The sequence below is a fragment of the Anaerorudis cellulosivorans genome, from assembly GCF_025943985.1.
GTDB lineage: Bacteria > Bacteroidota > Bacteroidia > Bacteroidales > Dysgonomonadaceae > Anaerorudis > Anaerorudis cellulosivorans.
The window spans coordinates 50,299-67,234 of the sequence record NZ_JAPCWE010000003.1 but is presented as its reverse complement, the minus strand read 5'-3'; the positions used below and the strand labels follow the sequence as shown (position 1 = coordinate 67,234).

Sequence of the window (16,936 nt, the reverse complement as noted above, 5' to 3'; positions counted from 1 at the left end):
TGTTTTGCGCGTAATTCTTTACATTTTAGTATCAAAAGTAAGAAAAATATCGTAGCAAAGAAATTGATATTTTTATGAATGCAAAAATAAATACAATTTTGGGATTGTCTATTAAAAAAGAACACAAAAAACAATCCGATGAAACGCTATTCTTCAGCAACTTCTTATATAAAATGTTGGCTAACGTGAATTCTTTCCTTATCTTTGTCGCTCCCAAAATACTAAAAAAATACATCAAAAATGACTTTTAATATTATTGTGTTGGCTAAGCAGGTTCCCGATACAAGAAATGTAGGGAAAGATGCGATGAAAGCCGATGGAACAGTGAATAGGGCTGCCTTACCTGCTATTTTCAATCCCGAAGATTTGAATGCGTTGGAGCAGGCATTAGGAATCAAAGATCAGTATCCGGGTTCAAAAATTACGGTATTGACAATGGGACCTGTACGTGCAGCCGAAATTCTTCGTGAAGGATTGTTTCGTGGTGCTGACGATGGGGTTCTACTTACGGACAGGGCATTTGCCGGAGCCGATACGTTGGCCACTTCGTATGCGCTTTCTATGGCAATTCGAAAAATCGGCAGTTTCGATATTATTCTTGCAGGGCGTCAAGCCATTGATGGGGATACAGCGCAAGTTGGACCTCAGGTTGCCGAAAAACTGGGAATACCCCAGATTACTTATACCGAAGAGATTCAGAAAATCGATTTGCAAAAGGTACGGGTAAAGCGTCGCTTGGAAAATGGGGTTGAAATAGTTGAATGTCCACTTCCTGCGCTAATAACGGTAAACAATTCTGCACGGGCATGTCGACCACGCAATGCAAAATTGCTGCAGAAATACAAACATGCCCGGACCATTACGGAGCGACAGGCCGAAAGCATCGATTACATCGATCTGTATAGCAGTCGACCTTATCTTAATCTTAATGAGTGGAGTGTTGTGGATGTCGATGCCGATCCCAAATTGTGCGGTTTATCCGGTTCACCGACAAAAGTAAAAAAAATTGAGAATGTCGTTTTTCAGGCAAAGGAAAGCAAGCGCTTGACCGAAAGTGACGAAGAGATTGACGAACTGATGAAGGAATTAATAAGAAATCATACAATAGGTTAAATTAATACTACAGAAATGGATAATTTATTTGTATATCTGGAAATAGAAGACGGCGTGGTCGCTGATGTAAGCCTTGAATTGCTTACCAAGGGACGTTCGCTTGCCAATCAACTTGGATGCAAACTTGAAGCTGTAGCTATCGGTGATAATTTGGGAACGGTTGGAAAACAGGTCTTTCCGTATGGAGCAGATGTTTTGCATATTTTTGATGATAAACGTTTATCCCCTTATACTACATTGCCTCATGCTTCTATTCTCGTAAAACTTTTTAAAGAGGAAAAACCCCAGATTTGTCTTTTGGGAGCCACGGTGATCGGACGCGATTTAGGACCGCGTGTATCATCTGCATTGGGAAGTGGACTGACAGCCGATTGTACTTCATTGGAAATCGGCGATCACGAAGATGTGAAGACAAAAAAAGTTTATAAAAACCTGTTGTATCAAATTCGTCCTGCATTCGGAGGAAATATCGTAGCATGGATTGTAAATCCCGATCATCGTCCGCAAATGGCTACCGTGAGGGAAGGAGTGATGAAAAAGGAAATTTATTCGCCAATTTATGCAGGTGAAATTGTGGAACACAACGTTGATGAATATGTTTCCGATGAAGATTTTGTTGTATCCATTATCGACCGCCATGTTGAAAAGTCGAAAGTGAATATTAAAAATGCTTCCATTATTGTTTCGGGGGGATATGGTGTGGGTTCCAAAGAAAATTTTCAATTGCTTTATGAACTTGCCGACGTTCTTGGGGCGGAAGTGGGTGCATCACGCGCGGCAGTTGATGCCGGTTTCGCCGAACACGAGCGCCAAATCGGACAAACAGGAGTTACTGTACACCCTAAATTGTATATCGCCTGTGGAATTTCGGGTCAGATTCAGCATATTGCAGGAATGCAGGATAGCTCAATCATTATTTCCATCAATAATGATCCCAATGCACCTATAAATAACATTGCCGATTATGTGATTATAGGCGACGTAGAGAGGGTAATCCCCAAAATGATTAAATATTATAAGAAAAATACAAAATAACTTTTCTGAAGATAAAAAACAGAATACAATGGCTAATTTTTTTACCGATACACCGCAATTCAAACATTACCTTCATCATCCCCTGATGAAGCGTATTGTTGAATTGAGAGAGAGAAATTATATCGACAAGGATAGATACGATTACGCACCGCTTGATTTTGAAGATGCGCTGGATAGCTATGAAAAAGTACTCGAAGTGGTGGGCGAGATTTGTGGCGAAATTATCGAACCGAATGCCGAAGAAGTAGATAAAACCGGGCCTACACTCCATAACGGCCACGTACAATATGCTCCTCAAACGCAAGAAAATCTGGATGCACTTATTAAGGCTGAATTGATGGGGATGACGCTTCCACGTCGATATAGTGGTCTTAATTTTTCGATGGTTCCCTACATGATGTCAGCCGACATTGTAAGCCGTGCCGATGCTAGTTTTCAGAATATCTGGATGTTGCAGGACTGCGGTGAAACCATTTACGAATTTGCAAGTGAGGAACAAAAAAATAAGTATTTGCCACGTATCGTAAAGGGTGAAACAATGTCGATGGACCTTACCGAACCTGATGCGGGATCCGATTTGCAGTCGGTTATGCTTAAAGCAACCTATAATGAGGCGGAGAATCAGTGGTATCTAAACGGTGTAAAACGATTCATTACCAATGGCGATTCCCATATTCATCTTGTGCTGGCACGTTCGGAGGAAGGCACAAAGGATGCACGTGGCTTGTCGATGTTTATTTACGATAAAAATAACGGTGGAGTTACCGTACGCCGCATTGAAAATAAAATGGGTATCAAGGGAGCACCTACTTGTGAATTGGTTTTTAAAAATGCTAAAGCAGAATTGGTGGGGTCTCGTCGTCTGGGATTGATCAAATATGTAATGTCCTTGATGAATGGAGCTCGTTTGGGTATTATGGCGCAGTCGGTGGGTATTTCAGAAGCAGCTTATCGCGAAGCTTACAATTATGCCATTGAAAGGCGTCAGTTCGGGAAAGTAATTATTGAGTTTCCCGCCGTTTACGAAATGATTGCCAATATTCGTGCCAAAACCGATGCTTCCCGCTCATTTTTATACGAAACTTGCCGTTTTGTGGATATGTATAAAACGTTGGAAGATATTTCAAGGGAACGAAAATTGACCCCTGAAGAGCGAGACGAATTGAAATATTATTCCCGATTGGCTGATGCATTTACACCGCTCGGAAAAGCCATGTCCAGTGAATTTGCCAATCAGAATACCTATGATGCTGTTCAGGTACATGGTGGATCAGGCTATATGAAAGATTATAAGTGCGAACGGTTATATCGCGATGCCCGTATTACCAATATTTACGAAGGCACCACACAATTGCAGGTTGTTGCGGCTATTCGCCACGTTACTACCGGCACGTATCTGCAGCGAATTAAAGAATATGAAGCCATGCCGGTTATTCCCGAATTGGAACCTTTGAAACGTTCCCTTTCGAGAATGACACAAATGTACGAAAAACTGGTTGAGTTGGTTACTTCACCGAAAGACGAAGAATATCTCGATTTTCATGCTCGCCGCTTGGTAGAAAGTGCGGGACACATTATCATGGGGTATCTTTTACTTCAAGATACCAACAAAAATCCTCAATTGTTTCGCCATTCGGCCGAAGTTTATATTCATTACGGACAGGTTGAAGTAATCAAGAATTACAATTTTGTAACCAAATCGCGTATTGAAGATATTGGATATTACAAACCGGTGATTCCTGCCGAATAACAGAAGAAAATATATTGTTTTGCTTTCAGACGGTTCAGTTAAAAATGGATCGTCTGTTTTTTTATTCGAATTGAATGGATTTGGCAGGAGTAATTTTGGCAACCAGATATGAGGGACCTATCATCATAAACAGTGATACAATCAGTGTTCCCAGGTTGAGCAGGATAAGATAGAGCACATTCATATCGATAGGAACAGCTGAAAGGTAATATATGGAAGGATTTAATTTAATGATATGAAATGTCTTCTGAATAAAACAAAGAAGCAGACCGATAACATTTCCCCATACCATTCCCTGTCCAATGAGAAAAGCCGATAAATAGAGAAAAACTTTTCTAATGCTGAAATCGCGTGCCCCCATCGCTTTTAGAATGCCAATCATATTGGTGCGCTCCAGAATAATAATGAGTAACCCCGAAATCATGGTAAATCCCGATACGACAATCATCAGAATAATAATAACCCATACGTTCATATCCAATAGGCTCAGCCAGTTAAATATCATAGGGTTGATGTCTTTTATGGAGCGAACATATAAAGCGTTTCCCAATCGGTCTTTGTAATGCGACATTTCGAAAAAGAGGTCTTGTGCAACTTCATCGAGTTTATTGAAATCATTTACCAAAACCTCGATTCCGCTTACCATGTCTTCATCCCAATCATTCAGTTTTGCCGGAATATCTTTTTTGGTAATTACATATAATTTGTCGTAGTCTTCGAAATTGGTTTGATAAATGCCTGTAATTATGAATCGACGTGCGCGAACGGGATCTTGTACAAAGAAGGTGGTAAAACTATCGCCCAACTTCAACCGAAGCTTATTGGCAATGGTTTTCGATATAATGGCAGGATTTGATGTTGAAGTGTCATTCGCAGTAAATACTTCACCCTCGATGAGATTCTTTTTGAAAAAACTCCAATCGTAATCGTCTCCTATCCCTTTAAGAACGATACCCTGAAAATCGGTATCTGTTTTTATGATGCCGGCTTTACTGATGAAGCCTTGAATATGCCGGATTTCGGGATGGCTTAAAAGTTTTCGGGCAAGGGTATCGCTGAAAGCAATGGGGTTATATTCGTAGGAAACATTGTTGTCGAACGCGGTAATCTGAATATGAGCTTCAAAGCCGACTACTTTTTCGCGGATCTCCTTTTTGAACCCGATAATAATGCATACCGCCACAATCATCACTGCCAATCCCAATGCTATGCCGGCAATAGCAATTTTGATAGCAGGAGAAGAGACACGTTTTTCGTTTTTTTTGTCGCCTTTATAAATCCGTTTTGCTATAAACAGCTCTGTGTTCATTTTTTACGTAAAAGGCATTATTTTTTCGAGGGTAAGCCTCCAATGCTTTTTCTAAAATAGTTAGTGCTTTGTCGAGATCGGTTTTATTCAGTACATAAGCAATGCGTACTTCGTTTTTACCTAATCCCGGTGTAACGTAGAATCCTGATGCCGGAGCCATGAAAATGGTTTCGCCTTCGTATTGAAAATCCGACAGACACCATGCACAGAATTCATCAGCATCGTCCACCGGCAGGCTAGCCAAGGTATAAAATGCTCCCATTGGCATGGGCGAATATACCCCCGGAATCCTATTGAGACGTTCAATCAAAAAATCTCTTCTGCTTCGATATTCTTCAAAATTTTGGCGCAGGTATGCTTCACTTTCATCGAGCGATGCATTGGCGGCAATTTGTCCGATAAGGGGAGGACTCAGGCGTGCCTGACAAAATTTCATTACCGTATCGTGCACTTTTTTGTTCTTCGTGATGAGAGCGCCAATACGAATACCGCATTCACTGTATCTTTTGGAAACCGAATCGATCAGAATCACATTTTCTTCTATTCCTTTCAGATGGCATGCCGAAACATACGGTATGTCGGTATAGATAAATTCACGATACACCTCGTCGGAAAACAGGTATAAATTGTATTTTTTTACCATTTCCTTAATCTGTTCCATTTCTTCGGGTGAATATACATACCCTGTGGGATTATTCGGATTACAGATTAATATTCCTTTGGTGCGTGAATTAATCAGCTTCTCGAATTCTTTTATAGGAGGCAGAGCAAATCCCGTTTCCATGAAGGAAGGAATTGTCTTAATGATGGCTCCGGTCGATACGGCAAAAGCCATATAGTTTGCATATGCAGGTTCGGGAATAATGATTTCGTCGCCAGGATTCAAGCATGCCAGAAATGCAAATAAAACGGCTTCGGAGCCTCCTGAAGTAATGATAATCTCGTCGGCTGAAAGGTTGATATTGTATTTTGCGTAATAGTTGATCAAGTTCTCCCTGTAATACCGATATCCGTCGCTCGGACTGTATTCCAGTATTTTATTTTCGATATTTCGTATAGCATTAAGCGCGCTTTCCAGAGTTGGCAAATCGGGTTGACCGATGTTAAGATGATATACTTTTATCCCTCGTGCTTTAGCTGCATCGGATAGCGGGGCTAATTTTCGGATAGGTGAAGCGGGCATCTGCATCCCTCTTTCGGAAATTTCAGGCATACGTTTTTTATATTATAACTTTGTATTAATTGGATAGATATGAGCTATTTTTAGCTTTATAATTTTAATTCGATAACAAAGGTAATAAAAAAATGCGCTTTTTCTATGCCTTATTGTTTTATTTCCTATATTTGCCAAGTTGTTAAAATTGAAATTGATGAAAAAAGGTAACCTTTTGTTTATTATTCTTCTTGTGTTGTCTTTTGGGGCATGTTCGGAGAAGAAAGAGTCCGGCAAGTGGACGTTGGTATGGGAAGATAATTTCAATCGGGCAGGGTGGTTGGATACTGCTTCTTGGACTAAAATTCCACGTGGAAATAGCGATTGGAATAAATACATGAGCGATCATGAGGCTGTTTGTGAAGTTCGTGACGGAAATTTGATTTTGCGGGGAATACAAAATACGATCTTGCCGAATGATCCCTCGCCTTATCTTACGGGTGGAGTTTATACCAAAGGAAAAAGGACATTCGATTTTGGCCGAATCGAAATAAGAGCAAAATTAACCGGTGCCCAGGGTGCTCATCCCGGCATTTGGATGTTTCCCGTAGATGATAGCGGAATAAAGGGAGGAGAAATCGACATTATGGAGAGATTGAATTTCGATAAATATATTTATCAAACCGTTCATTCCTATTATACCGATTTCCTCGGAATTAAGGATAAACCGGTAGCAAATAGTGTCATTGTTACGATTGCTCCCGAAGATTATAATGTATATGCACTTGAAAAATATCCCGATAGTTTGGCATTTTTTGTAAATGATGTGCATACAAAAACATATCCGCGTGTTCAAACTCCGGAAGAAGGCCAATTCCCTTTCAGCGATCAGAAATTCTATTTGCTCATGGCTATGCAATTGGGTGGGAGTTGGGCAGGATCGGTCGATCCTACTTCATTGCCTGCCGAAATGTATATCGATTGGGTTCGGTATTATAAACCTAAATCGGAAAAGAAATCAGACGAATAGATCTTTTTTACGGCGTGTGCTTATTTGAGAGGGAAAGAATGATTGAACAAGCGTTCTTGAGCTAACTTTTCGTATGGTGTTCCTTTGCGCCCATAGTTGGTGTAGGGATAAATGCTGATTCCGCCGCGGGGTGAAAAAATGCCCGTCACCTCAATATATTTCGGATCCATCAGATGAATAAGATCTTTCATTATGATATTCACGCAATCTTCATGAAACGCTCCGTGGTTGCGAAAACTGAACAAATACAATTTTAAACTTTTGCTTTCAACCATTTTGGCATCGGGGATATAATCGATGCGGATGGTAGCAAAGTCGGGTTGACCGGTGATGGGGCAAAGCGCGGTAAATTCGGGGCAGTTGAAGGTTACCCAATAATCATGATCCGGATGTTTATTTGTAAATGTTTCCAGAATTTCGGGAGCATATGTTGTTTTATATTCCGTTTTTTTGCCAAGAAGGTTTAGCTTGTCTTGTTCCATTTTTTCCAATTTAGAACGTTGTTGTTTTCTTCAGTCTGTTTTTTCTATCGCTTTTTGTTATTCATTTCTTTAAAAGAAAGATATTCTTCCAAGCCTTTATTCCGCAGCTTACAGGCCGGACAGTGACCACAACCCTCGGCTTTTATGCCATTGTAACAGGTAAGTGTTTCGTTTCGAACTACATCGAAGACACCCAATTCATCGGCCAGTTGCCAAACCTGTGCTTTAGTGCGCCACATAAGGGGTGTGTGAATGATAAACGGTTTGTCGAAAGCCAGATTAAGCGATACATTTAATGAGCGAATGAACGTATCCCTGCAATCGGGATACCCGCTGTAATCGGCCTGAGAAACGCCCGTTACCAGATGTCGAATATTTTTTGCATAAGCAATAGCCGCGGCAAAAGTAAGAAACAGCATATTGCGTCCGGGAACAAACGTATTGGGATAGGAATCCATCGGTTTTTCTTCGTCCATTTCAAGGGAAAGATCGGTAAGCGAGTTGGGTGCCAGTTGGGAAATAACATCGGCATTAAGTACCTGAAAAGAAACTTGAGCTAATTCGGCAATATGCCGCGCATTTTCTACTTCCAACGAATGACGTTGGCCGTAAAAAAAACAGAGGGTATATACGTTTCTGAAATTTTTTTTAGCCCAATAAAGACAAGTTGTGGAGTCTTGCCCACCGGAAAACAGCACTAATGCATCTTCGTTTGCAAAATCGTTCATTTTTTCTTTGTTTTTTATGTGGTTACCTAAGATACACAGAAAAGAATTTCTTTTCAATGCAAAGATAAGCCATTTCTTTGAATTTAAACAAAAGAAGATGCGCCACCACTGAAATGAATATTTTTGATCAATTATGTTCTTGGATCAAAAAACGGATAATCTTTTACTAACTGAAATTCGTTGTCGAGTAACTTTTTTTCTTCCTTTGAAAGGGATTTGTCCACTACCTCTTCAATATGATCTACGGCAAAAGAAAAATGCCGAAAATCACCCGGTGGTATTATTATATCTGCTCCGGTCTTAAAGGCATATTTCAATGCAGCGATAGCAAGTTTTGCATTTTCAATATCGATGGGTTTGCACCACGATTTCTGATAACGGGAATTCCGTTTTTCATTTTCGTTGAGCCAACGGCGATGGATAAGACTTTTTAGAGCAATAACGCCCATGCCCTGGCGTTTGGCTTCATTAGCAACCCCTGATCCCCATTTGTCGCGCATATCCATTTGCCAGTTTATCGGAAACATAGCGGTATCGAAATCGTACATCGACATGGCTCTAATGGCTTGTGATTGGGAGTGAGCCGAAAAACCCACCTTACGGATTCGTCCGCGTTGCTTTTCTTTCTCAATCATTTCCATTACTCCTCCGGGGCCAAAAGCTTTGTCGACATCTTCAGGTGTGGTTATGCTATGTAATTGGTATAAATCAAAATAATCGGTATGCAACAACCGTAATGATTCTTCGAATTCTTTTTGAGCTCCATCACGCATGCGTTGTGTGGTTTTGCATGCAAGATAGCAGTTTTTGCGAAAAGGTCGCAACGAATTTCCAAGTTTTTCTTGAGCATCACCATAAGAAGGAGCCACATCAAAGTAGTTAATCCCTCTATCGATAGCCCAAGCCACATAATTATCCGACGCACTTTGGCCATCGTTCATCGAAACAATTCCCCCGTAGGCGACCGGAAAAACTTCATATCCCGTTTTTCCGAGCTTCCTTTTCGTGACGTTTCCTTTTTTGGGAGAAATTGGCATCATCTCGGCAGGCGTAAGGGAAATTTTTGTTGAAGCTCCAAGAACAATTGCTCCTGCCATACTTCGTTTAATGAATTCTCGCTTATCCATAGCTGTTTATTTATCATTTTTATTTATATAACAATATATATAAAAAATGGTTTATAAGGGTATTGTTATATTGTGTAGAAATATTTTACACAAGAGCGAATTTATACCCCTTTTGTTTTTAACGTTTGTTTAATTGCCCTTTCGCTTATTGTTACGTACTTTTGCATTCAAAAAACTTTAAAACAGAAGAATGTTAAAACCCGACAGTTTGATTTTTGATATGGACGGTACCCTGTGGGATAACGTCGATACGTATGTTAAGGCCTGGAACAAGGGACTGGAAACCAAAGGGTATGAATTACGCATTCGTCGGGAGGACTTGGCGGGATTGATGGGAAAAGAAATCGGAATGATGCTTAATAAAATCGTTCCGGAAGGTTCGCCTGAAGAACAAAAAGAACTGTTCGATGCTATTGTAAAAGCATATCATGCGTTGCGAAAAACCATGACCCCCAAAGTATTTCCCGGTGTGCGAGAAGGATTGGAGAAATTAGCGACCAAATACAAGCTTTTTATGCTGAGCAATTGTGAAAAGGACGGCATATTGAATTTCATGAATTTTACCGGAACTCGCCACCTTTTTACCGACTATATGGAGCATGGGCAGAATTTTCAACCTAAAAGCTTCAATATGAAATTATTGATAGAGAGGAATCACCTTCAATCTCCGGTATATATTGGGGATACCGATTCCGATAGTCGTGAAGCGGCGAAGGCGGGCGTTCCTTTTGTATATGTGACTTATGGTTTCGGGAAAACCGATAATTATGTCTTAAAATTTGACTCTTTTGCCGAATTGACTGACTATTTTATGAACCTGTAAGATTAGGATTTCAAAAGGAAGTTACACTGAAGTCAAGTTAAGTAATCTATTTTTTATGAACATAAGGGATTAGGATTTTATGCAGGGAATTTTCGTACTGATTGTGATTGCCCTCTATTTGGGGTTATTGATGCTGATTTCGTACCTAACGAGCAGGAAAAGTGCCGATAACGACGCTTTTTTTCGCGCCAACAAGCAATCCAAATGGTATGTGGTGGCGTTTGCAATGATTGGCACTTCCATTTCGGGGGTTACTTTCATATCGGTGCCCGGTATGGTTAGGAATCTGGATATGACGTATATGCAGATGGTTTTCGGCTTTTTCTTCGGATACCTGGTTATTGCGTATGTGTTGCTCCCTTTGTATTACAAACTCAATCTGACCACCATTTACGGCTATCTCGATCAACGTTATGGACCCCAATCCTATAAAACCGGTGCGTGGTTTTTTCTGATATCAAAGATAGTGGGAGCTGCTGCCCGTCTCTATCTGGTGGCATTTATCCTTCAGTCGTTGGTTTTTGATGCCTGGGGTGTTCCCTTTGTGGTTACCGTTATCGGCATCATTTTGGTCATATGGATGTACAGTCATAAAAGTGGTGTTAAAACCATTATATGGACCGATTGGTTACAGACATTGCTTTTCCTTACCGCGTTGATCCTTATTATTTTCGAAGTCACATCCCGACTCAATTTTAATTTGGGCGATACCGTTGTTGCCATTAAAAACAGTCCGCATTCACGTATTTTCGTTTTCGACGATTGGGGCAGTACGCAAAACTTTTTCAAACAGTTTTTCAGCGGTATGTTCATCACCATTGTGATGACCGGCTTGGATCAGGATCAGATGCAGAAAAACCTCACCATCAAAAGTTTGAAAGATGCACAAAAAAATGTGGTTTCGTATGGTTTGGCTTTTGCTCCTGTCAATTTTCTCTTTTTGTGCCTGGGTGTGCTTCTGCTTGTTTTTGCAGAGCAAAACGGAGTCGTTCTTCCCGAAGTTTCCGATAATATATTGCCCCATATTGCCAGTCAATATCTCGGGAATACAGTCCTGGGTATTTTTATCGTTGGTATCGTGGCCGCTGCTTTTTCAAGTGCCGATTCGGCTTTGACAGCTCTCACCACCTCCTTCTGTGTGGATATTCTGGGAATGAAGAATAAGGAGAACGATCCGGAGGCAGAAAAACGAAATATCAGCATCCGTCGCCGGGTGCATTTGGGAATGAGTGCGCTATTTGTGGTTATTATTCTGATTATAGAAGCCATTGGTTCCGACAGTATTATCACGGCTATCTATAAGTTGGCATCCTATACCTACGGCCCGTTGTTGGGATTGTATTTCTGCGGCTTATATACCAAAGTAAAACCTGCCGACAACTATGTTCCCTATGTGGCGTTTGCCGCTCCCGTTTTGTGTTTCGTTATCGAAATCGGTATGAAAGCGGTTTTCCAATACACCGTAGGGTATGAGTTATTGTTAATTAACGGTGCTCTCACGGCTTTCGGGTTATGGATTATCTCGTCAAAAAATCGTCAATCACAATCTATCCAAAAACTTTGATCTATGGTTATTCATGATGCTCAATTTATAGTCAGCAATATCGATTATCGGCAATGTCCGCAAGATGACAAGCCCGAATATGCTTTTATAGGACGTTCCAATGTGGGAAAATCTTCGTTGATTAATCTGCTCACGAATCGCAAATCACTTGCCATGACCTCTTCAACTCCGGGAAAAACATTGCTCATCAATCATTTCCTCATTAATAACGAATGGTATTTGGTGGATTTGCCTGGTTATGGTTATGCACGAAGAGGAAAAAAAGAGCGTGATCGGTTAAAAAAAAGAATCGAGGAATATGTGCTGTGTCGTACTCAAATGACGCTTCTTTTCGTATTAGTGGACAGCAGGCATGAACCTCAAAAAATCGATTTGGCATTCATTGAGTGGTTGGGCGAAAACGGCATCCCGTTTGCTCTTGTTTTTACCAAATCCGATAAATTGAGTGCGACTAAACTGCAACATCAAATCGAACAGTACAAGCAGACGCTTTATGAATCGTGGGAAGAGTTGCCACCCATTTTTGTTACTTCTTCAGCAAAAGGAACAGGTCGCGATGAGTTGTTGGATTATATTGAACAGATCAACAGGAGTTTGAAATAACAAAATTTCATAAACCTACCGAATCGCGATAAAAATCGAGCGCTTCGTAAATCAGTTTTTTGTCGGGAGTCTGATTGATTTTTACATTGCCGATATCCGACAGGAGGGTAAAATTAATGACCTCTCCTTCGTTTTTCTTGTCGTGGGTCATAATTTCATAGAGCGTTTCGTAGTCGTCGCACGTGATCGGGAAAGCTCCGTAATTTTTTTCGATAAAATGAATGGTTTTTAGCAATTTGTCTTTTGGAAAATCGCAAAGACGATGTGAAAGATAAAGTTCTGCTATCAGTCCCCACGCAACGGCATAGCCGTGTAGTACCGGTTTTTTATTGTCGATGGCAAAGCTTTCAAAAGCATGACCAATGGTATGTCCAAGATTCAGCGCTTTGCGGATATCTTTTTCGTAAGGATCTTTTTCAACGATATGTTCCTTGATGGAAACCGAGCGGAAAACCAGTTCGTTTAGTTCTTCAAAATCAACGGGATCGAAAGGAAATGACAATAGTTTTTCCCAATCCGTTTGTGAGTGGATGAGAGAATGCTTGAGCATCTCTGCAAAGCCGGAAAGGAGGTCTTCTTTGTCGAGAGTTCGGAAAAATTCTGACGAGATAAGGACATATTCCGCCGGATAGAATGCACCAATTTCGTTTTTATACCCTTCAAAATTGATTCCCGTTTTTCCTCCCACCGCAGCATCTACGGCACCCAAAAGCGTGGTGGGGATGTTGATATATTTGATCCCTCGCTTGAATGTTGCTGCAGCGAAACCGCCCAAATCGGTAACCATTCCTCCTCCCAGGTTAATAAGCAGTGAGTGGCGTGTGGCGCTGTTTTCGGTGAGATTTCTCCACACCCACGAAAGATTTTCAATATTTTTATTGGTGTCGTCGGCCGGAATCACGATATGTTTGGCTGTCCGGATCAATTCCGAAGAAGCTATCAGCGGAAAACAATACGTTGAGGTGTGGTCATCGGTGAGAACAAAACGTTTGTCGTGATGAATGTTATGCACCACTTTTTCCAAGTCGTTTCTAATATGGTTGCTTTTTATGATCTCTTGCATATGAGTACGTGTAAATGATAGATTTGGTAGTTATTTTGTAAATGCATTATAGATTTCATCTTGAATGCGCTCTCGTATTTCCATTGATGAAAGTTTGTTTGGAGTGCGCGAGGGGTAAACTCTGTTCGATAAAAAGATATAAATCAACTGATTTTCAGGGTCAACCCAAAAACAGGTACCCGTGAAACCGGTATGCCCGTAAACCGAAGATGGCGTTTTTTTACCACACGGACTTGCTTTGGGATTTTGAGGGTCGGGTTTATCGAATCCCAACCCACGACGACTGACGTTGCTTTTTGTCGTGGTAAACAACCGGACGGTTTCTTTGCTGAGGAAGCGTTCTCCGCCATATTTCCCTTCGTTTAGCCACATTTGATATATTTTGGCCATATCGTTGGCATTCGAAAAAAGTCCGGCGTTTCCCGAAATGCCGCCAAAAAGTGCAGCTCCCTCATCATGAACATAACCGCGTACCAGCTGTTTGCGGAAAAAAGGATCGTTCTCGGTGGGAGGTATATCGTTTATCGATAAATAGCGTATGGGTTGAAAGGTAGTTGTCGAGGCGCCAAGTTTACGATAGAAATTTTCTTGGACAAAGGTATTCAGGTCTTCCCCCGAAATGTTTTCTATCGCTTCTTTCAGCAGCATGAAGTTGAGACAACTGTACGTATATTTTCCTCTGCTTCCCAACTGGGTATCGATGATGTCTTTCAACAATACATCATGCATTTTTTTGCTTGCGTACATATCTTTCGCCACCGGCATATCAAAAGTATCCGATAATTGATTCGAAATCAAATCGGAACGAAATCGATAATCGGTGCGCCCCCATGCGCCTGCATAGTAGGCAGGATAGGTTTCCGATTTGCTGCCGAACAAGGGTCCGACGTAACTGTTTTTGTCGATGGCCGACGTATAATAGGGGATGAAGGGCGCGATTCCCGATTCGTGAAACAACAATTCCCGTATCGTAATGTTGGCTTTGTTGCTTCCTCTTGTTTCGGGTACAAATTTACGGAGAGGATCCTGCAATTGTATCTTTTTTTGGTCGTACAATTTCATCACTGCCGGAAGGGTGGCAGTGGCTTTGGTAACCGATGCCAAATCGTAAACCGTTTCGTCGGTAACAACTGAACTTATGCCGTATTCAAATTTTCCGAACGATTTTTCGTAAATCACCACACCCTCCTTGGCGATCAGAATTTGGCAACCGGGGTATGCCCGGTTTGTTATCCCTTCCCTTGCAATTTCCTCAATGCCGGCCAATGTTTCCGACCTGATTCCTACTTCTTCGGGCAGATTATAGGCCAGTCTCGTTTTGGTGGTTTCGATCCCTGTATTGAGGGGAAAATTCGCTGCCGATACTTGTAATTTCCCTTTCAGGGGGATCCCTCCAAAAATTCCCTGAGCTGCACTTTTAGCGGCAGCAGGGTTATTGTCTTGTGCCAGAACAACGGCTTGCGCATTTTCGATGGAGGTTTTGTATCCCTCTAATTCGTAAGGGGAAGTAAAAAAAACGAGAATGGTATTTTTGCTTTTTATCAGCTTTTGTAATGTTTCATCTTCTGTGTTTTGGGCTCCGTGAATAGAAAGGATCAGCAGATTACAATCGGACACTTGCTTTTCGATTTCCTCCAGTCCTTTTGTGTCCGAAAGCTGAAAAGTTCGTATATTGTCGTATTTTTTCAACATCCGTTGAAACTCATTTGGTGTTGTTTCACCAATGACTATCGAGGCAATGATTTTGGCATCTAACTCGTTGATGGGAATGAGGTCGGATTTGTTTTTCAGCAGTGTCACCGCATTATCATAAAGTTTGCGTTTTAGCCACTCGGCACCGGGGGTGTTTACCTTTTCGTACACTTTTGCCGTATCGATGGGTTTGAAATTATGCACTCCCAATATGTATTTGTAGGAGAGAATTTTACGCACTTTTTCCTCCACCAGCTGTTCAGAGATAATTCCTTTGGCTATGGCTGCCTTAACCGATTCCAATTCATTTGCCTGATGGGGTACACCCAGAATGATATCATTGCCGGCCAGAATGGCTTTCACACTCAAATCAGATTGTTTGGCTACTCCACGCATTGCCATTCCGTCAGTGAATATCAGTCCGCCGAATCCCATTTCTTGTTTCAGCAATTTTTCTCCGATGTTGGGCGACAGGGAAGCGGGCGTGCCGTTTGTGTTTAATGCCGGAACATTTAGATGCCCGATCATGATGCCCGATAAACCGCCTTCGATGTATTTACGGAACGGTATAAGTTCCACCTCATTCAACCGTTCGGATGAATGCCTGATGGTAGGCAGGGTTTTATGGGAATCTTCCGAAGTATCGCCATGACCCGGAAAATGTTTAGCTACAGCCATCACGCCGTTGTCTTCCAATCCTTTGGCGTAGGCAATCCCTTTGCGGGCTACATTTTCGGGATCGGAACCAAAGGCACGTATGCCGATGACAGGATTTTGCGGATTGCTGTTAACATCAATGGTTGGCGCAAAATTGATATGGATGCCCATTTCGTGACATTGTCGGGCTACTTCTTTTCCGTAAAGATAAAGCAAGGTATCGTTTGTAATAGCACCCAACACCATGTTCTTGGGAAAATCGGGGGCATCGCTTAACCGCATCGAAAGTCCCCATTCGGCATCTGCAGCAATAAAAAGAGGTATTTTGGTTACGCTTTGTGCATAATTGATGAGTTCGGCTTGTTGCGATAGCGTTCCTTTACTGAGCAAAAGTCCCCCTACTTTCTGATTGCAAATGTAATCGTTTAATTTGGGTTTATTTCCGTTATTGGTTTCCACGACCGGCATAAACAGTTGCCCTATTTTTTCGTCGAAACTCATGCTTTTATAAACCGAATCTACCCACGCTTGCATTTTTTCTTTATCGGCTCTCTCCTGCAGATGAGTTTGGTGCTGGCCGTATAACGATCCGTACAAAGAAACGAAAGTAAATAACGCTGAAATCAGGAAAAGAATGTTGTTCATTTTTACGTTTATTCCGAAGTCTCCGGTGATGTTTTTATGATCGTGTCAAAAGTACACATTTTTCCGTAAGCTGCCAAAGGAAGAAAATCGAAAAATAATATAAAAAGACTTGATTTTTGAAGGAATGAATAATTATTACTATCTTTGCAACCGCTTTGCGCA

14 protein-coding genes are annotated in these 16,936 nt (G+C 41.3%); 7 read left to right on the top strand and 7 right to left on the bottom strand.

Annotated features, from left to right (window positions below; genetic code table 11):
• The first annotated feature begins 240 nt into the window (after nucleotides 1–240).
• Genes OLM34_RS02095 through OLM34_RS02085 form a run of 3 tightly spaced genes read left to right on the top strand, consistent with a single transcriptional unit; the run spans nucleotide 241 to nucleotide 3,898 of the window.
• Nucleotides 241–1,113 carry an electron transfer flavoprotein subunit beta/FixA family protein gene (locus tag OLM34_RS02095; protein ID WP_264404907.1) on the top strand — a complete coding sequence of 291 codons (873 nt, stop codon included), beginning with the start codon at nucleotides 241–243 and terminating at the stop codon, nucleotides 1,111–1,113.
• 15 nt (nucleotides 1,114–1,128) lie between these two features.
• Nucleotides 1,129–2,148, top strand: coding sequence for an electron transfer flavoprotein subunit alpha/FixB family protein (locus OLM34_RS02090; RefSeq protein ID WP_264404906.1), 1,020 nt, complete (start codon nucleotides 1,129–1,131; stop codon nucleotides 2,146–2,148).
• A gap of 28 nt (nucleotides 2,149–2,176) precedes the next feature.
• Nucleotides 2,177–3,898, top strand: a complete 1,722-nt coding sequence (locus OLM34_RS02085) for an acyl-CoA dehydrogenase family protein (protein ID WP_264404905.1) — start codon at nucleotides 2,177–2,179, stop codon at nucleotides 3,896–3,898.
• Between the two features lie 61 nt (nucleotides 3,899–3,959).
• On the opposite strand, the gene OLM34_RS02080 is transcribed toward OLM34_RS02085, so the two are convergent.
• Nucleotides 3,960–5,207 (bottom strand): ABC transporter permease, encoded by a 1,248-nt coding sequence (locus OLM34_RS02080; protein ID WP_264404903.1) that lies wholly within the window; start codon nucleotides 5,205–5,207, stop codon nucleotides 3,960–3,962.
• Nucleotides 5,170–6,420, bottom strand: coding sequence for a pyridoxal phosphate-dependent aminotransferase (locus OLM34_RS02075; protein WP_264404900.1), 1,251 nt, complete (start codon nucleotides 6,418–6,420; stop codon nucleotides 5,170–5,172). Before OLM34_RS02075 ends, OLM34_RS02080 begins: the two co-directional genes overlap by 38 nt.
• A gap of 157 nt (nucleotides 6,421–6,577) precedes the next feature.
• Here OLM34_RS02075 and OLM34_RS02070 point away from each other — a divergent pair, with 157 nt between their 5' ends.
• Nucleotides 6,578–7,390 (top strand): glycoside hydrolase family 16 protein, encoded by an 813-nt coding sequence (locus OLM34_RS02070; RefSeq protein WP_264404898.1) that lies wholly within the window; start codon nucleotides 6,578–6,580, stop codon nucleotides 7,388–7,390.
• A 20-nt stretch (nucleotides 7,391–7,410) separates the two neighbouring features.
• Here the strand turns inward: OLM34_RS02070 and queF are convergent, their stop codons facing one another.
• The 3 genes from queF to OLM34_RS02055 form a co-directional block, all read right to left on the bottom strand.
• Nucleotides 7,411–7,872 carry a preQ(1) synthase gene (gene queF / locus OLM34_RS02065; RefSeq protein WP_413777178.1) on the bottom strand — a complete coding sequence of 154 codons (462 nt, stop codon included), beginning with the start codon at nucleotides 7,870–7,872 and terminating at the stop codon, nucleotides 7,411–7,413.
• Nucleotides 7,873–7,916: 44 nt separating this feature from the next.
• Nucleotides 7,917–8,600: a 7-cyano-7-deazaguanine synthase QueC gene (queC, locus tag OLM34_RS02060; RefSeq protein WP_264404895.1), complete on the bottom strand. Its 684-nt coding sequence runs from the start codon at nucleotides 8,598–8,600 to the stop codon at nucleotides 7,917–7,919.
• 131 nt (nucleotides 8,601–8,731) lie between these two features.
• Nucleotides 8,732–9,727 (bottom strand): aldo/keto reductase, encoded by a 996-nt coding sequence (locus OLM34_RS02055; protein WP_264404894.1) that lies wholly within the window; start codon nucleotides 9,725–9,727, stop codon nucleotides 8,732–8,734.
• Between the two features lie 190 nt (nucleotides 9,728–9,917).
• Between OLM34_RS02055 and OLM34_RS02050 the strand changes: the two genes are divergently transcribed.
• The 3 genes from OLM34_RS02050 to yihA all read left to right on the top strand — a co-directional run bounded on the left by OLM34_RS02050 (nucleotide 9,918) and on the right by yihA (nucleotide 12,717).
• Nucleotides 9,918–10,550, top strand: a complete 633-nt coding sequence (locus OLM34_RS02050; RefSeq protein WP_264404892.1) for an HAD family hydrolase — start codon at nucleotides 9,918–9,920, stop codon at nucleotides 10,548–10,550.
• Nucleotides 10,551–10,629: 79 nt separating this feature from the next.
• The gene (locus OLM34_RS02045; protein WP_264404890.1) at nucleotides 10,630–12,114 is read left to right on the top strand and encodes a sodium:solute symporter; all 1,485 of its coding nucleotides are present in this window, start codon (nucleotides 10,630–10,632) and stop codon (nucleotides 12,112–12,114) included.
• Between the two features lie 3 nt (nucleotides 12,115–12,117).
• On the top strand, nucleotides 12,118–12,717 hold the full coding sequence (gene yihA, locus OLM34_RS02040; RefSeq protein ID WP_264404888.1) for a ribosome biogenesis GTP-binding protein YihA/YsxC: 600 nt from the start codon (nucleotides 12,118–12,120) through the stop codon (nucleotides 12,715–12,717).
• 7 nt (nucleotides 12,718–12,724) lie between these two features.
• Here the strand turns inward: yihA and aroB are convergent, their stop codons facing one another.
• Complete coding sequence (gene aroB / locus OLM34_RS02035) at nucleotides 12,725–13,780, bottom strand: 3-dehydroquinate synthase (RefSeq protein WP_264404886.1); 1,056 nt, start codon at nucleotides 13,778–13,780, stop codon at nucleotides 12,725–12,727.
• A 30-nt stretch (nucleotides 13,781–13,810) separates the two neighbouring features.
• Nucleotides 13,811–16,774: a glycoside hydrolase family 3 N-terminal domain-containing protein gene (locus OLM34_RS02030; RefSeq protein ID WP_264404885.1), complete on the bottom strand. Its 2,964-nt coding sequence runs from the start codon at nucleotides 16,772–16,774 to the stop codon at nucleotides 13,811–13,813.
• Nucleotides 16,775–16,936 lie beyond the last annotated feature (162 nt).